Genomic DNA, 16807 nt, shown 5'->3' on the forward strand with positions numbered 1-16807 from the left:
CCGTATGCCCGTTCGTTACCGCAATGAGGACATTTCCCCACGATATAACGGTCTGCCAGGAATTGCCCTGCCTTCTCGTCGTAGAACTGCATCGAGGTCTTTTCGATAAATTTTCCCTCATCATACAGCTTCTTGAAAAAAGCGGAAGATAACTCGTGATGCGTCTTCGAACTTGTCCGGGAATATATATCAAACGAAATACCCAGTTCTTCGAAAGAATCCTTGATGATCTTGTGATAACGATCGACAATATCCTGCGGGGTCACACCCTCTTTCTGAGCCTTGATCGTGATCGGCACCCCGTGTTCGTCCGATCCACCGATAAATGCCACATCCTCACCTTTTTTCCTCAGATACCTCACGTAAATATCGGCAGGCACGTATACCCCCGCCAAGTGTCCGATATGCACGGGTCCATTCGCGTAGGGCAAAGCCGTGGTAATCAAATTTCTCTTGAACTTACTCATATATCCAGTTTATAAACTTTTGAACTCTAGTGGCGCAAAGTTAGAAAAATATTAGTTACCTTCGTACTATAATAACAAAACTTCAACTTTTATGTTACGACCTATATACCTGCAGCCGGGAGATAAGGTGGCTTTAATTTCACCTTCCGGCGTTGCAACAAAAGAACAGCTGGATGCGGCCTGTTCACTCCTGACCTCTTGGGAGTTGGAACCTGTACCCGGACAACACGTTCTTTCCCGACACGGGAGATTGGCAGGCACGGATGAAGAACGATTACATGATTTACAAACAGCCCTTGACGCCGAGGACATCCGGGCCATCTGGTGTATGGCGGGAGATTACGGGATGTTACGTATCGTGCAAGAGGCGGATTATTCCATATTTCAAGGAAACCCCAAATGGGTGATCGGGATGAACGACATCACGGTGTTACACTCCAAACTCCATTCCCTCGGAATCGAGAGTTTACACGCCTTCATGCCTTCCGATTACAACACAACTTCCCCGGAAGTGGTCACGCAATTACGGAATTTCCTTTTCGGGATCATTTCCTCGTACGCCATACCTGCACACCCGTTCAACCGACCGGGAATCGTGGAAACCGAAATGATTGGTGGAATGTTGCAATGGGTGCATAACCTGCATGACACTTGTATCGAACGGAACACGAAAGGGACGATCCTTTTCATCGAGGACCCGTCTAACGATCTGTACGAAATTGACCGGAACGTGAAATGTATGAAATACGCTGGGAAATTCCAGCACTTAGCCGGATTGATCGTCGGGGAATTCGGGAAAGACTCGACCCCGGAATTTAAAGAAGAAGTGTATAAATTGATTCATGACGCCGTGGAAGATTACACGTACCCCGTGTGTTTCGGTCTTCCGGCCGGACACGTGCGCAACAATTTCCCCCTGATCCTGGGAGCAAACGTGGAATTAATCGTTCACCCGAAAGGAGCGGAACTACATTTCCCCTGATCACGTACAAGCCATGCACAAAATTTTATTGGTAATTCTATTTTTAATTTACATTGCAATGAATAATATTGTTTATCCGGCAAAGCTGGACACCCTATACCGGGCGATTGACTATCGCCAGTCACAACACGATTTGCCCATGATCGGCATTTCTGCCAATTTCGAAAACGGGAACTCATGTATCGAACACTCGTACGTGATTTCAATCCTGCAAGCGGGCGCGATACCCGTGCTACTTCCCGTGCATAACGATATCGAAACACTCCGGAAGACCATCGAAACACTCGATGGATTGATGCTTACCGGAGGTGGGGATATTAATCCGCTGTACGGGAACGAGGAGCCTCTCCCCCCGCTCGGAAGTATTGATGCCGCCAGAGATCAATTCGATTTCACGCTGGTAAAACTGGCTGCCGACCGACAAATCCCCATCTTCGGAATCTGCCGCGGGCACCAGATCATTAACATGGCTTTTGGGGGGACAAACTACCAGGACATCTATTCCCAGCATGAACAGCAACTACTGAAACACAGCCAGTCCATCAGCCGGGAATTCGGTTCCCACACGGTAAACATTGTCAGCAACACCGTACTCCATTCTGTTCTCGGAACAGACTCCTTGATCGTGAATTCATACCATCATCAAGCAGTCAAAGACGTGGCTCCCGGATTCCGGGTAAGTGCCACCTCTCCCGACGGGATCGTGGAGGCCATGGAAGGGATGCCCGGACACCGCGTATTCAGCGTGCAATGGCACCCGGAGAAAATGGCCGTTCGCCCGGATGAGCAAATGATGAAGTTATTTCATTATTTCGTGGACGAGGCAACCTTGTTTAAGAAAGCCAAAGAGATTCATCGAAACAGTCTTATCGTGGATTCCCATTGTGACACCCCGATGAAATTCACCGAAGGATTCAATTTCGGGGAACGTCACGAGGATGTCAAAGTCGATCTCCCCAAAATGCAGGAAGGACGAGAAGATGCCGTTTTCATGGTAGCCTATCTTCACCAAGATGCCCGGGATGATGAATCCCTGCAAGCTGCCACGCAAAAAGCCGTGGATATTCTTTTCCAGATTTCCGAGCAGGTAAAACTCAATGAAAACCAAGTAGGCATTGCCTATAACGTAGATGATTTGATCTACTTGAAAAATGCCGGAAAGAAAGCCATCTTCCTTGCCATCGAGAACGGGTATGCCATCGGCAAAGACCTCAACAATCTTTCCATGTTCAAAGACATGGGAATCACGTACATTACCTTATGCCACAACGGCAGCAATGATATATGCGATTCCGCCAAGGGCGAGCCGGAACATGACGGATTGAGCCCGTTCGGTCGGGAAGTAGTAAAAGAAATGAACCGCCTCGGTATTATCATCGACATTTCACATACCAGCGCAAAAACGGTGCAGGATGTTCTGGAACTCAGCACGGCACCCATCATCGCATCCCACTCTTCCGCACGGGCTTTATGCGACCACCCGAGAAACCTCACGGATGATCAGATCAAAGCGATTGCGGCCAAAGGTGGAGTAGTACAGGTATGCCTCTACAACTGGTTTCTAAGCAAACAACCCAACCCGACGATCCTGGACGCCGTGGCACATATCAACCATATCGTGCGACTTGTCGGCATTGACCACGTGGGTATCGGCACGGACTTTGACGGTGACGACACCGAAAAGCTAACCGGTTGCCGGGCTGCCAATGAAGTGATTAACCTCACGGTTGAACTTCTCCGACAAGGGTACACCGCCGAGGAACTGCATAAATTATGGGGAGATAATTTATTGAGAGTATTGAATACCGTGCAAAATTAAAATACAAGCTTGCAATTTCAGCTCATGCTAAATTTCACATTTTAAACCATGACGATCGAAACGTTACACCAGAAATTTATACACGAACTACCCGGTGAAACAGCACAAGAACGGATGTCTCCCCAGCCGAAATACGTGGAAGGGAAAGAGGGAATCCACCAAGGTCATCCCATCAACAGTGCCGTTATGATGCTCCTTGTTCCCTACCAAGGTGACTTGGCAATACCTTTTATCAAAAGAACAAATGCAGGGAAATATCATGGGGGACAGATGGCCTTACCCGGTGGTAAAAGTGAACCGGGAGACGGGAATAGCCTGAACACGGCATTACGGGAATGTGAAGAAGAGATTGGGGTACCCCCCAAGGAGGTCACGGTTATCGGAAAATTAAGTGACGTGTATATTCCATTAAGTAACTTTAATATAACGCCCTTTGTTGGAACTATCCCAGAAATGCCTAATTTTGTACTCTCGAAAAATGAGGTAGAAAAAGTGATCATCATTCCGTTAAAAGACTTACTGGACGACAAGAATAAAACAAGTCAGGTATTGTACCGGCAGGAACAAAAAATCATAGCCCCGGGTTACAAGATCGGAGAAAATTTCATCTGGGGAGCCACGGCCATGATGATCGCGGAACTGGAAGCCATGGTAAAAAACGAACAATAACGACTGAACGCAAGATGAAGAACAAATTTTGTATATACATTCTCTTCCTATTACTCGGCTGCATGGCTTGTAACTTTTCCTCCACACAGGAAAAATACAAAACACTTGGCAGCGAAACATGGGAACGAGACAGCAATTACAAATTCGAATTCGACATCGCGCAACCCGGCAGTTATCATATCAGCACCTGCATCCGTCACACTACCGACTATAAACAAAGAAATATCAGTTGCTACTTGATCATCCGACATCAAGGAGTAGACGTGGATAAAGAGAATTCAGACATTATCATTGTCGACAATAACGGCAGGTGGGTCGGTCAAGGACTCACGGGACTAAAAACAGTCGTACAACCGATTGAACGGATTTTCCATTTTGACTCCACGGGCATTTATACCGTGGAAATCAAACACCGGATGAAAGATAAACAACTGAAAGGGATTAAAAATATAGGAATTAAAATAAAATCCATAACTTATTATGGCGAAGAATAAACTGGCGAAATTTGCCGAAATGGAAACCTTGGAAAACGTGTTCCAGCCCACCCATGAAGAAGTATTCCGCACGGATTACAAGTTAAAGGGAAAATGGGGAGAACAAGTTTTCGGCAATGATCACCCGATCGTTTTAGAAGTGGGATGCGGCAAAGGAGAGTACTCCGTGGGATTAGGCGAACTCTATCCCGAAAAGAACTTTATCGGACTTGACATCAAAGGGGCCCGAATGTGGACAGGAGCGAAAGCCGCGAACGAAAAAGGAATGAAAAACGTCGTTTTCCTGCGTACTCACGCAGAAGAACTAGAATCTATTTTCGCACCCGGAGAAGTTTCCGAAATTTGGATTACCTTTCCCGACCCTCAAATGGCAAAAGCCCGCAAACGACTCACGGGAACCCGTTTTCTCTCCCTGTACCGAAAGTTTCTGAAGGAAGACGGTCTTATCCATCTGAAAACAGACAGCCCTTTCCTCTATCAATACACGGCAGAACTGGTCAAGGTGAACCACCTCCCCGTAAACGTCAACACGGATGATCTTTACGGGGTTGGACTGGATGATAAAATTTTAGGCATCAAGACTTTTTATGAACGTCAGTGGCTGTCACGAGGTAAAACCATTAAATACATCCAATTTTCATTAGCTGGGCCGATCCAACTCGTGGAACCCGAAATCGACATTGAAAAGGATGATTATCACAGTGAAACACAATTCATGACGAGACAATTGAAAGTTGAAAATTGAAAATAAAGAAATGAAAGAACCTGTAACCTGTAACCTACCAATTGGTAACTCGCCGAAGGCGAATCCTCCCCGGGTATTAATGGCCATGAGCGGCGGAATTGATAGCACGGTGGCAGCCATGTTGCTACAAGATCAAGGGTACGAGCTGGTAGGGGTTACTTATCGGGTATACGATCAAATCTCCCAGGCCTGCATGGAGAAAGAAAAAGGGTGTTGCAGCGTGAACGCCATTTTCGAAGCTAAACACATGGCCCTACAAATGGGATTTGAACATCATATTCTCGATATTCGGAAAGATTTTAATGATCTGGTGATTCGGAATTTCATCGATGAATACTTGCAAGGACACACGCCCAATCCTTGCGTACTCTGCAATTCCACGATCAAGTGGGGAAAATTGATTGCCATGGCCGACGAGTTAGGCTGTGATTATATTGCCACGGGACACTATGCCCGCATCGGTCAACAGGACGGACGTTATTTTCTGCGCAAAGGAGTGGACGAGACCAAAGACCAGACTTATTTCCTCTGGACGTTAACCCAGGAGAATCTTGCCCGCACGATCTTTCCTCTGGGGGAATTAACAAAACCTGAAGTACGACAAATTGCCTTGGAGAAAGGATACGAGAAACTCTCCAAGAAAAGCGAGAGCCAAGAAATTTGCTTTATCCCGGATAATGATTACCGTACCTTCCTCGCGGAGAACGTGGAAAACTTTACAGAGAAATACGGTCCCGGATTGTTTGTTGACACTTCCGGCAAACGCTTGGGAGAACACCGGGGATTCCCCAACTACACGATCGGACAACGCAAGGGACTCGGCATCGCCCTAGGACATCCCATGTTCGTGGTCGACATCCGACCGGAAAGCAATGAAGTCGTGCTGGGAACCCGGGAAGAACTACAAGGAAAGACGTTCCGGGCAAAGGATATTAACCTAATGAAGTACGCCTCCCTACCCGATGGCTTTGAAGTAAACGCCAAAATTCGTTATCGCAACCGGGGAGCGCAAGCCTCCGTCTATCACGAAAATGACTTACTCCGGGTAGAATTTCACGAAGGAATGGATTCGATCACCCCGGGGCAAAGTGCGGTTCTATATGAAGGAACCGACGTTGTGGGGGGAGGAATTATCATCTAAATACAAAAATTTAAACTGGAAAAAGAAAATAGAACTCTCTTTTTCCAGCCTAACGTATTATAATCCTTCAACCTAATTGCGGGTACAAAATCCCTTACTCATACTCGTGAAGTGAAAGTGGGATTATTTTATTCCGGTACCCAAGAACTTCATAGAAAAAGAATCAAACTGGTCTATGGCCTCCGGCTGACGAGCCAAGGCATCTGGAACTCCTTCCAAAGCGTATAAACGGGAATATTTCAATATTTTCTCGGACATCGACTTTATCTCTGTTGTCCCTAGAAACTTCTCGGCAGCCCAAACAATATTATCATATGCTTCCGGTTGACGGGCAATAGCGGAAAAACAAGCCGCCAGACATTTTCCCCGAGCCGTTCCCCGTTCCACTTCCGCCTCTTTATCCAATGGAGCGATAGCAGTAATCGTGTCATACTGAGCCAATTTTGCCGTAGCTTGCATCAGTTCTTTTGCCATTTCCGGCTGACGGGCAATACTTTCATATAATGAAAGGGTAGAATACATTTGATTCGCCTTGTAATCAGACGTAAATGTATCACCATTATATATAGTAACATCATCCCCCTCATCCGAACAAGCGACAAAAAATAGTAGGCAGGCAGCCATTAATGTGGTAACAATTCGTCTCATTTGTAATTTAAATTTATCTGTTTAACTTGTTATCTATAATCTTCGTCAATACCTCCCGCAGCGTCCCCCCCATGGCACGCACCATCTTCGGCACGAAACTATTGGAAGTCATCCCCGGAGTAGTGTTCACCTCCAACATAAAAATCTCGTCCTCCCGCACGATATAATCCACCCGGATGATCCCTTCACATCTTAATATATCGTAAATCATCGAAGACAATGTCTTGATCCGGTTAGTCAGTTCGGGTGAGATACGAGCCGGGATAATTTCATCCGACTTTGTCGGGTCATATTTGGCCTCGAAATCAAAAAACTCGTTCTTCGGGACCACCTCGGCAATCGGCATGGTAATATCCATATCCCCAGCCTTCACGACCCCGCAAGTCAGTTCCGTCCCGTCGATAAATGTCTCGATCAACACTTCCCGACAGAGAGCAAAAGCCTTTTTCAAGGCATCTTCCAACTGGGTAGCCTCCTTTACTTTTGTCACCCCGAAACTGGAACCCTCGGCATTCGGTTTCACGAAACAAGGTAACCCCACCTCGTTGATAATCTCGTTCACGTCGTATGCCATTCCCCGAATCAACATCACGGAATCGGCCACGTTTACCCCGTAACTCTTCAAATAAGTATTACACGTGTGTTTATCGAAAGTCAAAGCAGAGGCCAACACGTTACAGCACCCGTAAGGCACACCCATCATATCCAGATACCCCTGCAACAACCCGTTCTCTCCCGGAACACCGTGTATCGTGATATAGGCAAAATCAAACAAGATCTTCTCCCCGTTCCGGGTAAACGAAAAATCATTCTTATCCACGGGGAACTTTTCCTCCCCGATCTCCACGTGCCAGTCTCGTTCTTTCAGAACAACAAGATATTTATTGTACCTAGTCTCATCAACCTCATCATATATATTCTTCCCAGATTTCATGGAAACCTCATATTCTGAGGAATTTCCACCGGCGATAATTGCAATATTTTTCATTTTGAATTCATCTTTTATAACACAACAAAAATACAAAAAAGAGAATAGGAGATGATAAAAAGTTTATATTTTTGCAAGCCTCAATAACACAAGGATATGACAAAGATAAACGACCTGACACAAGGGAGCATCAGCAAGGGAATTTGGAGCATGGCAATTCCCCTTATCACGGCCTCTTTCGTTCAAATGGCATACAGCATGACCGACATGATCTGGCTGGGACATTTGGGTAGCGAAAGCGTGGCCGCAGTCGGTGTCGCCGGATTCTTCACGTGGTTAGGTAACGCTTTATCATTCATTAGTAAAGTCGGGGCCGAAGTCACGATCTCACAATCCTTGGGGGCTCGTGCAAGCAAAAGGGCCCGGGCATACGCCAACCAATCGGCCATGTTGTCATCCATCATTGCCTTGGGTTACGCTTGTTTTATTTATATCGCGGCTCCCATGCTGGTCGGGTTGTTTCACTTGGAAGAGAATATCTCGGAACTGGCCATCATGTACATGCGCCTAATCACCCCCGGACTGTTCTTCACGTTCAATAACAACACGTACAGCGGACTGTACAACGGGCAAGGAAACAGTAAAACCCCGTTGAAGATTGTCGCCACCGGATTAATATTCAACATTGTCCTCGACCCACTATTAATATACGGGTACGGTTTTGTTCCCGCAATGGGAACGGCAGGGGCAGCCATTGCCACGACGTTCTCCCAGTTAGTCGTGTTTTCTATTTTCATTTGGAACCTTTATTTCCGTAATTCATCCATCGGAAAACTATATTTTATCACCCGATTAAGAGCCCGGTTCGTGAAACGTATCGTCTCGCTCGGCTTACCCGTGAGTATGCAAAGTGCTTTATTCGCCATGTTCTCCTTGACACTGGCTACCGTGGCCGCACAATGGGGACATATCGGGGTAGCCGTGCAGAGCGTGGGCGCACAAATCGAGGCCATCACCTGGATGACAGCCGCCGGTTTTTCCACTGCCCTAGCAGCCTTCACGGGACAAAACTTCGGGGCCCGCAACTTGGGCCGCATACGCTTGGGATACCATTACACGTTGAAACTCGCCGGGGGAATCGCCTTGATCGCCTGCCTGGCCTTCTTGTTCTTTAGTAAAGAAATATTCAGCGTGTTTATCAACGAACCGCAGACACTTGTTGCAGGAAGCGCATACCTAAAAATTCTCGCTATTTCCCAGATATTCTCGGCCATAGAACAGGTCACTGCCGGGGCTTTCAACGGATGCGGACGTACCACCCCGCCTGCTATCGTGGGCATCATTCTTACAGGAGCCAGAATCCCCCTAGCCTACTACTTGGTTACGTTCCCCTCACTCGGGCTAAACGGTATCTGGTGGAGCATTTCACTCTCCAGCGTGATGAAGGGTATCGTACTGGCTATCTGGTATCAATCTTTTCAGAAACGTCTGGAAAACGGACAATACAAACCTGTCGGTATTCTGGGAAAAATGCACGCCGTGGCAAGTCGTCTTTGGCAGCAATTTAATTGAAAATTGAAAGAATAAACCGGGATTCAATAAGAATCTCGTTCTTTTCGTGTCAAAACGACATGAAATTATTACAGAAAAAATTCTGTAATTTTTCGGCATAAAGATTGTTGATGTAAAAAATAAGGCTTACATTTGACGGCGTTAAAAAGCAACAAATAGCCATTTAAGAAACGTATAACAATAAAAAAATTACAGAAATGAAAGTAACAGTTGTAGGAGCAGGAAACGTTGGTGCAACTTGCGCGAACTGCATCGCTGAAAAGGACATCGTGAATGAAGTTGTTCTTCTGGACATTAAAGAAGGCGTTGCTGAGGGTAAATCATTGGATATGTGGCAAACCGCCCCGATCAATCTTTATGACACCCGTATCAAAGGTGTAACTAACGATTACGAGGCTACCAATAATTCAGAAGTTGTGGTAATCACTTCAGGTCTTCCCCGTAAACCGGGAATGAGCCGTGATGACTTAATCGCAACAAATGCCGGCATTGTAAAATCAGTTACTGAAAATATTATCAAACATTCTCCGAATGCCAAGATTATTATCGTGTCTAACCCGCTTGACGTAATGTGCTACTGCGCTTACTTGACTGCCAAAGTCGATTCAAGCCGTGTATTCGGTATGGCTGGTATTTTGGATACCGCTCGTTACAGAGCATTCCTAGCTGAAGCATTGAATGTTTCCCCGAAAGATATTCAAGCCTTGTTATTAGGTGGACACGGGGACACGATGGTTCCGCTCCCAAGATACACCACGGTTTCAGGTATTCCTGTAACAGACTTGATTGACCATGACACGTTGAATGCCATCATCGAAAGAACGAAAGTTGGCGGTGGCGAGCTGGTTAAATTGATGGGTACTTCAGCATGGTACGCTCCCGGTGCAGCCGCTGCTCAAATGGTTGAGGCAATCGTGTGCAACCACAGAAGAGTATTCCCGGTTTGCGCTTTGTTGAATGGCGAATACGGAATGAACAACATCTATTTAGGAGTTCCGGTAATCTTGGGTAAGAATGGTATCGAGAAAATTATCGAGGTAAAACTTGACAAGGACGAACAAGAATTATTGGCTCAATCAGCTAAAGCTGTTAGGTCAGTAATGGATGTACTTGACAACATGAAATTATTTTAACTAACAATAGTACTTCACGATCATTCTTTAAAAAACCGTTCCGGGGCGCCGGGACGGTTTTTATTTTGGTACTTATATACACCTTGTAGTGAAATGTGAATTCCTAAATAAGAACACGTGTTATCAAATGAAGAAAGGATAAACATTTAAGGAAATCACCAGATAATCAAAGAGCAAAAGCCTATTAACTTCGTATCAAAGACGTTCATGAACGTCTTTGATACGTCTTTGTTGCGAAGTTGATACGTCTTTGATCCCTGAACACATCGAATATGCAACGGCTAAACACCGTGTATTATCCTAAAAAAGCTACTGTAAACCAGGGTAAACCTATGTCAGAATTTAGTTTTCTAGTTCCACCCCGGATTCTGTTCCAGCTTGGCATCTATATTTGCGTCAATCGCTTTCTGCGGGATCGGGAATAATTTCCACTCGATTGTTCCCGTGTAAGTCGGGTAATCAGCAATGTAATACGCATGAGCCCGAAGTTGATCCTCCATGACAGAGCCTTGCATACGTAATAACGTACACCATCTTCTTTCCTCCATGAACAACTCTCTTGCTCTCTCGTCCAAGATAAAAGCTAAAGAAATATCTCCCGCTGTTGCCATGCGGCTGCATTGCGCCCGACTGCGCAACTGGTTTATGTCATTAGCGGCACTACCGGCATCCCCCATACGGAAATAAGCCTCCGCCCGTAACAAATAAGTTTCGGCTAAACGACAAGCATACTCGTCCCGGAAAGTATTCGTACGATTTCCCCCGTACACTAAATCCTCGTATCCCCAATCATCCACGGGAGCGAATTTGGTCCATACCGGGTAATAATGATCCATGTTTGATTCATCCAACATATCGGCTGTCACGATCTGACCGTATTTACTGTGTTTGGTATCGATACACACGAATTCCCGACGGATATTCGCCTTTGAATTCCGAATATCCGTGGCAAAATCACCCGCCCAAATATCATTAATCATGTAGTTTGTCGGGGCATTAAAAGACACTCCCCGGCCACCAACATAGGCACATAGGTTTCCCCCGGGATAGATTGATTCATCAATATTCGTGTTCCACGGGCCATACCCGGCATCCGATTCCGAATATTCGCTTTTCCAACGCATCTCCCTCAACACGGGAGAAAAACTTCCGGCATAAGGCAAGAAATGATTTCCCCCGAAGTCATGCCAGACCGTCACATCATTTTGCAACGTCCACAAAGCCTCGGTATTTCCCTCGGCATAATCCAAGTTTCCCCGTTGAAAAAGATCAAAAAAGACATCCCCGTCCGGGTAATAAGCCTCGACTCCATTCATGGCTTCACCAGAACCCGGTTTTGCCCGGGAACCGAACCGCTCGGTCATCAAAGAGTGTAACTCGGTAACCTTGGTCGCGTAAAGAATAGATTGCTGCAACAATTCCCGATCATCCCCCAACTCGGTAGCCAAAGCCAGATAAGCCTCTGCCAAATAATGATAGGCCGCACCTTTCGCCACGTATCCCGCCTCTCCCGGATAATCAGGCAAAGTATCCGCCGCATTCTCCAAATCTTGAATGGCAAACCGATACGTTTCCTCCCGGGTCATCCGGGTGAAATCATACCGGGGTTCCTGATAGAATTTCGTCACCTCGGGAACTCCCCCGAACAACTCACCCAAAGTGAGGTAAGCAAATCCCCGGAAGAAATTAGCCTGTGCCCGTACCTGCGCCCGGTCATTCTCGCTATCCCAGTTCAATGTCTTTACTTCTGTCCCCTCCAAAGTCTGGTTGGCATAACTCACTAACTGATAATAGGCCTCGTAAATATTCTTCACTTCATTTTTATCCGTGGACCAAGAAGAGAAATTAGACATCCCGTTACCACTTGACCGCCACATCGGGGTATCAAACATATCGGTACCTGCCCCTTTTAAAAACACGTCATTCTGTAACCAATAACGAGCGTGGGCATACATATTCGTCACGCAAGCTTTTACCTGATCCACGGTCTTGAAAGCATCTTCAGCCGTGTAAAACGTGTCGGGATGTTCTTCCAGAAAAAGATCATCGTTACACCCGGAAATTCCCATTACCATAGCGGCAAAAATAACCGCAATATATTTTCTAGTTTTCATCATCACGTTCCAAATTTAAAATGTCAAATTAACTCCAAATGAATACATGGCTGCTAACGGATAACCGTAACTTCCTCCTAACGTTTGTTTGATTTCCGGATCACCACCAACCCAATTGGTTATCGTGAACACGTTCTTTGCAGCAAAAAAGACTTTCAACCCGGTGATCTGCAAACGACTCAACCAATCCTGATGGAAAGTATAGGAAAGGCTTAAATCCTGCAAACGCACGAACCCATAACTTTGCAGCGGGGTAAAACGACTGTCTGCATAATCCACACGGGGATATTTGTTACTTCTGTTTTCCGGGGTCCACCAACCATGATTCAAGTTATTATCCCACACGGTTCCTGTTGCCGTTTGGTAAGCATACGTGTTCTGGCTCAGTCCGTAACCATTTCCCCCGAACACACCCGCAAACAAAAAATACAATTCCAGATTCTTGTATTTAAGCGTACTACTCAAACTCATCCGGAAGTTTTCCTTGTTATATCCCAGAATCGTACGATCGTCTGCCGTAATCTTACCATCCTCACTCCCGTCCAAATTAGCAAATTTCACGTCACCGGGTGCCGCATTATTTGCCTCGATGTATTCAATATCTTCTTCCTGTACAATTCCTATTGACTTATAACCGTAAATGGCCCCCAAAGATTTCCCGATAAACAGACTATTGGAAATATCATCTTTCCCGTCACCGTATAAATCTTTCAATTTATTCCGGTTTAGATAGAACGTGACAGCCGTACTCCAATTCCAGTCTTTCGTTCGGACATTCTGCGTGGTCAACGTGGCCTCTATCCCCCAGTTATCAATCTGCCCCATCGTGGCTTTCATACTTGTCAACCCGTTATTCATCACGGGCAACAATCGATCAAAAATCTGATCGGTCGTCTTCGAGAAATAACCATCAAATTCCAAATAAATCCGGCTACCCAATAAACCGAGGTCAAACCCATAGTTAAATGCCTCCGTTGTCTCCCAACCCAGATCGGCATTTCCAAGTTTATCATAGCGTTGTCCCCAACTAATCGTCGATTCATTCCCGAAAGGATAACCGATACCGCCTTGTTGTCCTAATTTTATCTGAGACAATGTCATGTACGGATCCAGAGATTGATTACCATTCTTACCCCACGATCCCTTCAACTTTAAATAATCAATGAACGACACCCGTTTCATAAAACGTTCATTCGAAACCGTCCATGCCACCCCGACTGCCGGGAAAACACCCCATTTCGAGTTCTTCCCGAACACGGACGATCCGTCCCGACGCACGGAAACACTTAAATGATACGTGTCGTTATAATTATAGCTAAGTCGTCCCAGATACCCGATATTATTATGCTTTGTCTTATCGATATTCGTGATTTTCTGTGTTTTGGCATATACCAGTCCATCGGCTCCCAACACGGTATTTCCTTGATCCGAAAAATCACTTCCGGTCATCTTCCGGTAGTCATACCGTTTGGAATCCCTCGTGTAAACGTAGGTTGCATCAATAAAATGTTTCCCGAATTGACGATTAAAATTCACGATATGGTCCATCACCCAGTACGTGTTCTTCGTGCGGGCGCTATACCCGTTCGCCTTACTCAAGAAACCGGATAATGCCGAGGCAGAATACCGATCTTCAGAAGTTCCTTCTGCCACAAAATACCCCTCATGCTCGAAATAATCCCGTTCCACGTTCTCCCAGGAATAAGCAGCATTTACCCGGTAAGTCAGTCCTTCCAACCAAGGACATTTCACAAGTACATGCCCCTTTATTAAAGTCGTGGCATAAGTGTCATGATCATCCACCGTACCACTATTCACCAACCACAAAGGATTTGTCAATCCGCCTCCCAATTCTCTCGGGTACTTCTCCAGTTCACCGTTCGGACGTGTGACACGGCCGTAAGGAGTCAAGCGCAAGGCCTGTACCAGATTGTAAGTCGTGGGACCGGAGTAATCATTAAAGGTATATCCCATTTGTGTCCCGACTTGCAACCAAGAAGCCACGTCACTCTGCAAACGGAGCGACAAAGCCTCCCGTTTATAATCATCTCCAATAATCACACCTTCCTGATCAACGTGAGAAGCGGATAGGAAATAATTCAATTTTTCCGTCGCACCGGATACGGATGCCGAATAACTCTGCATCAATCCTACCCGGCTCACGTAATCCAACCAATCCGTAGTCTTGCCGTTTTTATAATTCTCTAGCTCGAATCCACTCATCCAAGCTGAAGGATCGGCATCCTCCGCTAGATGCTGGGTTGCATTAATCTTTTTAATATAATTCTCCGGACTCAGCACCTCCGGACGATTCGCCATCTCCGACAATGTCCACGATGCATTAAAATTCAGCACGGGTTTTCCTAATTTTCCCTGTTTCGTCGTGATCATCACCACTCCGTTAGCAGCTTGTGATCCATAAGCAGCCAAAGAAGTTGCGTCTTTCAACACGCTCATGCTTTCGATGATATTGGGGTCTATATCCCGCAAACTCCCCATAAAAATCACCCCATCCATCACGATCAACGGGTTAGATGTCGATCCCCCGATCGATTTTTGCCCCCGTACTTGTAAAGAAGGTGCCTGTCCTGCTCCTTGTTGTTGCGACACGGTAATACCCGTTACCGTTCCCCGCAACGCATCCATCGAGTTCGTATTCGGTAACAAAGCCAAAGGAGATTCCGCGGTGTTAATCACACTCACGGACCCCGTAAAATTCTTCCGGGCCACGGAACCATATCCCACGACAACCACCTCGTCCAACTCTTCATTATCCACCCGCAACCGGACATTTCGCATCCCTTCCTTTTTTAACACTATTTCCCGGGTAACATACCCGACAAAAGAAACCCGAAGTACGGCTCCAGCCTTTACCGTTAACTTGTAATTGCCCAAAGTATCGGTCACGCATCCATTTGTTGTTCCTTGTTCCAAGATAGCGGCCCCGATAATTGGTTCTCCTTGTTCATCAATTACTCGACCAAATATTTTCCACTTTGCCACTTGCGCCGAATTGATTTCACCCGCAACACTTCGGGAAATTGTTCCCACCATACACAGGCCACCAAGCAATAAAATCATTCCGAACTTGATAACGCCTTTCTGAAAAAAATCTAGATCCTTCATTTTATATCACGTATATGCATTAATTTTCCTTCAAAAATTCACGTAATTTTTCCTACACAACAAACACGCCAAAACACAATGAAGAAAATATCGAATTGATTTTCTGCAAAGAAGGTATCTAAGTTTCATCATGGGCCAACAAAAAAGTGTGGAATTTTTACACATGCCAAACACCAATATTCCACACCGTTTAAATTTATATAAATTTCAACAACAATATCCCTTGCAAAATAATTCACCTTTTTATTGATTTAATAAAAAATCTATTTTAACTTTGTATCGCAAAGAACTTTTAGAATATGGAAAATAAAGAAGCGCTCGATACATTACACGACATCAAAGAACTCATGGAAAAATCCACGAAATTCATGTCGATAAGCGGAATTTCCGCTATTCTCGTTGGCATTTATGCCTGCATCGGAACCGGCTTGGCCTACTTTATTCTAAACAAACAAGACTCTTTTGACACCTTGTTTAATATACCATTATTAAATATCAACACCACTTACCAGCTCGCATCAATTTGCTTGATCGCGCTGGGAGTACTCGCTCTTTCCCTTCTTACCACTTTCACGATGAGCTACCAAAAAGCCAAAAAAGGATGTAGAAACATCTTTAAAGATAAATCCGTTCACCGTTTGCTCTGGAATTTCTTCCTTCCCTTGCTGACTGGCGGGATTCTTTGTTTCTCTTTAATATGGCAGCAATATTACGGATTGACTTCTTCCATAATGCTCATTTTCTACGGGTTATCTCTCGTGAATTGTTCCAAGTATACCTATTCGGACATACGCTATCTAGGTTACGCGGAGATTCTGTTAGGTCTCGTTGACAGTTTCGCAATCACCCATGCCCTTTTATTCTGGGTTACCGGTTTCGGATTACTTCATATAGCGGCAGGAATATACTTTTATTATAAAGTTGAACACAAACAGCATCCGGCAAGACCGTAACCAAGTGTAAATCGCA

The 16807-nt window shown here is 45.5% G+C and carries 14 protein-coding genes; 9 read left to right on the top strand and 5 right to left on the bottom strand.

The features are described from left to right. Positions 1-467, bottom strand: a 467-nt coding sequence (locus AB5542_RS07150) for a class I tRNA ligase family protein (protein ID WP_368243023.1), incomplete at its 3' end; no start/stop codon positions are given. A gap of 91 nt (positions 468-558) precedes the next feature. Here AB5542_RS07150 and AB5542_RS07155 point away from each other — a divergent pair. From AB5542_RS07155 to mnmA, 6 genes are read left to right on the top strand one after another with little or no spacing between them, the layout of a single operon-like run. After that, positions 559-1449, top strand: a complete 891-nt coding sequence (locus tag AB5542_RS07155; protein ID WP_087420975.1) for an LD-carboxypeptidase — start codon at positions 559-561, stop codon at positions 1447-1449. Between the two features lie 58 nt (positions 1450-1507). Continuing rightward, positions 1508-3268, top strand: a complete 1761-nt coding sequence (locus tag AB5542_RS07160; RefSeq protein WP_279037783.1) for a gamma-glutamyl-gamma-aminobutyrate hydrolase family protein — start codon at positions 1508-1510, stop codon at positions 3266-3268. Positions 3269-3316: 48 nt separating this feature from the next. Then, on the top strand, positions 3317-3937 hold the full coding sequence (locus AB5542_RS07165) for an NUDIX hydrolase (protein ID WP_279037781.1): 621 nt from the start codon (positions 3317-3319) through the stop codon (positions 3935-3937). Positions 3938-3951: 14 nt separating this feature from the next. Beyond that, entirely contained in the window at positions 3952-4431 is a 480-nt protein-coding gene (locus AB5542_RS07170; protein WP_279037779.1) for a gliding motility lipoprotein GldH, read from the top strand. Next, positions 4418-5176 (top strand): tRNA (guanosine(46)-N7)-methyltransferase TrmB, encoded by a 759-nt coding sequence (gene trmB, locus AB5542_RS07175; protein WP_279037777.1) that lies wholly within the window; start codon positions 4418-4420, stop codon positions 5174-5176. Before AB5542_RS07170 ends, trmB begins: the two co-directional genes overlap by 14 nt. Positions 5177-5186: 10 nt before the next feature. Beyond that, the gene (gene mnmA / locus AB5542_RS07180) at positions 5187-6317 is read left to right on the top strand and encodes a tRNA 2-thiouridine(34) synthase MnmA (RefSeq protein ID WP_229782374.1); all 1131 of its coding nucleotides are present in this window, start codon (positions 5187-5189) and stop codon (positions 6315-6317) included. 123 nt (positions 6318-6440) lie between these two features. Here the strand turns inward: mnmA and AB5542_RS07185 are convergent, their stop codons facing one another. Together AB5542_RS07185 and AB5542_RS07190 are read right to left on the bottom strand one after the other, a co-directional pair. Beyond that, entirely contained in the window at positions 6441-6965 is a 525-nt protein-coding gene (locus tag AB5542_RS07185) for a hypothetical protein (RefSeq protein ID WP_279037775.1), read from the bottom strand. Positions 6966-6978: 13 nt separating this feature from the next. Beyond that, on the bottom strand, positions 6979-7953 hold the full coding sequence (locus AB5542_RS07190; RefSeq protein WP_279037774.1) for a D-alanine--D-alanine ligase: 975 nt from the start codon (positions 7951-7953) through the stop codon (positions 6979-6981). A 96-nt stretch (positions 7954-8049) separates the two neighbouring features. Here AB5542_RS07190 and AB5542_RS07195 point away from each other — a divergent pair, with 96 nt between their 5' ends. Next, positions 8050-9465, top strand: a complete 1416-nt coding sequence (locus AB5542_RS07195; RefSeq protein ID WP_087420966.1) for an MATE family efflux transporter — start codon at positions 8050-8052, stop codon at positions 9463-9465. A 197-nt stretch (positions 9466-9662) separates the two neighbouring features. Then, positions 9663-10598, top strand: a complete 936-nt coding sequence (mdh, locus tag AB5542_RS07200; RefSeq protein WP_027202820.1) for a malate dehydrogenase — start codon at positions 9663-9665, stop codon at positions 10596-10598. 350 nt (positions 10599-10948) lie between these two features. Here the strand turns inward: mdh and AB5542_RS07205 are convergent, their stop codons facing one another. Together AB5542_RS07205 and AB5542_RS07210 are read right to left on the bottom strand one after the other, a co-directional pair. Next, positions 10949-12715 carry a RagB/SusD family nutrient uptake outer membrane protein gene (locus AB5542_RS07205; RefSeq protein WP_279037772.1) on the bottom strand — a complete coding sequence of 589 codons (1767 nt, stop codon included), beginning with the start codon at positions 12713-12715 and terminating at the stop codon, positions 10949-10951. A gap of 12 nt (positions 12716-12727) precedes the next feature. Continuing rightward, complete coding sequence (locus AB5542_RS07210; protein ID WP_087420965.1) at positions 12728-15838, bottom strand: SusC/RagA family TonB-linked outer membrane protein; 3111 nt, start codon at positions 15836-15838, stop codon at positions 12728-12730. A 299-nt stretch (positions 15839-16137) separates the two neighbouring features. Between AB5542_RS07210 and AB5542_RS07215 the strand changes: the two genes are divergently transcribed. After that, entirely contained in the window at positions 16138-16791 is a 654-nt protein-coding gene (locus tag AB5542_RS07215) for a hypothetical protein (protein WP_118304426.1), read from the top strand. Positions 16792-16807: the final 16 nt, after the last annotated feature.

Source organism: Butyricimonas sp. RTP31003st1_G1_RTP31003_210430, assembly GCF_040920905.1.
Classification (GTDB): domain Bacteria; phylum Bacteroidota; class Bacteroidia; order Bacteroidales; family Marinifilaceae; genus Butyricimonas; species Butyricimonas paravirosa.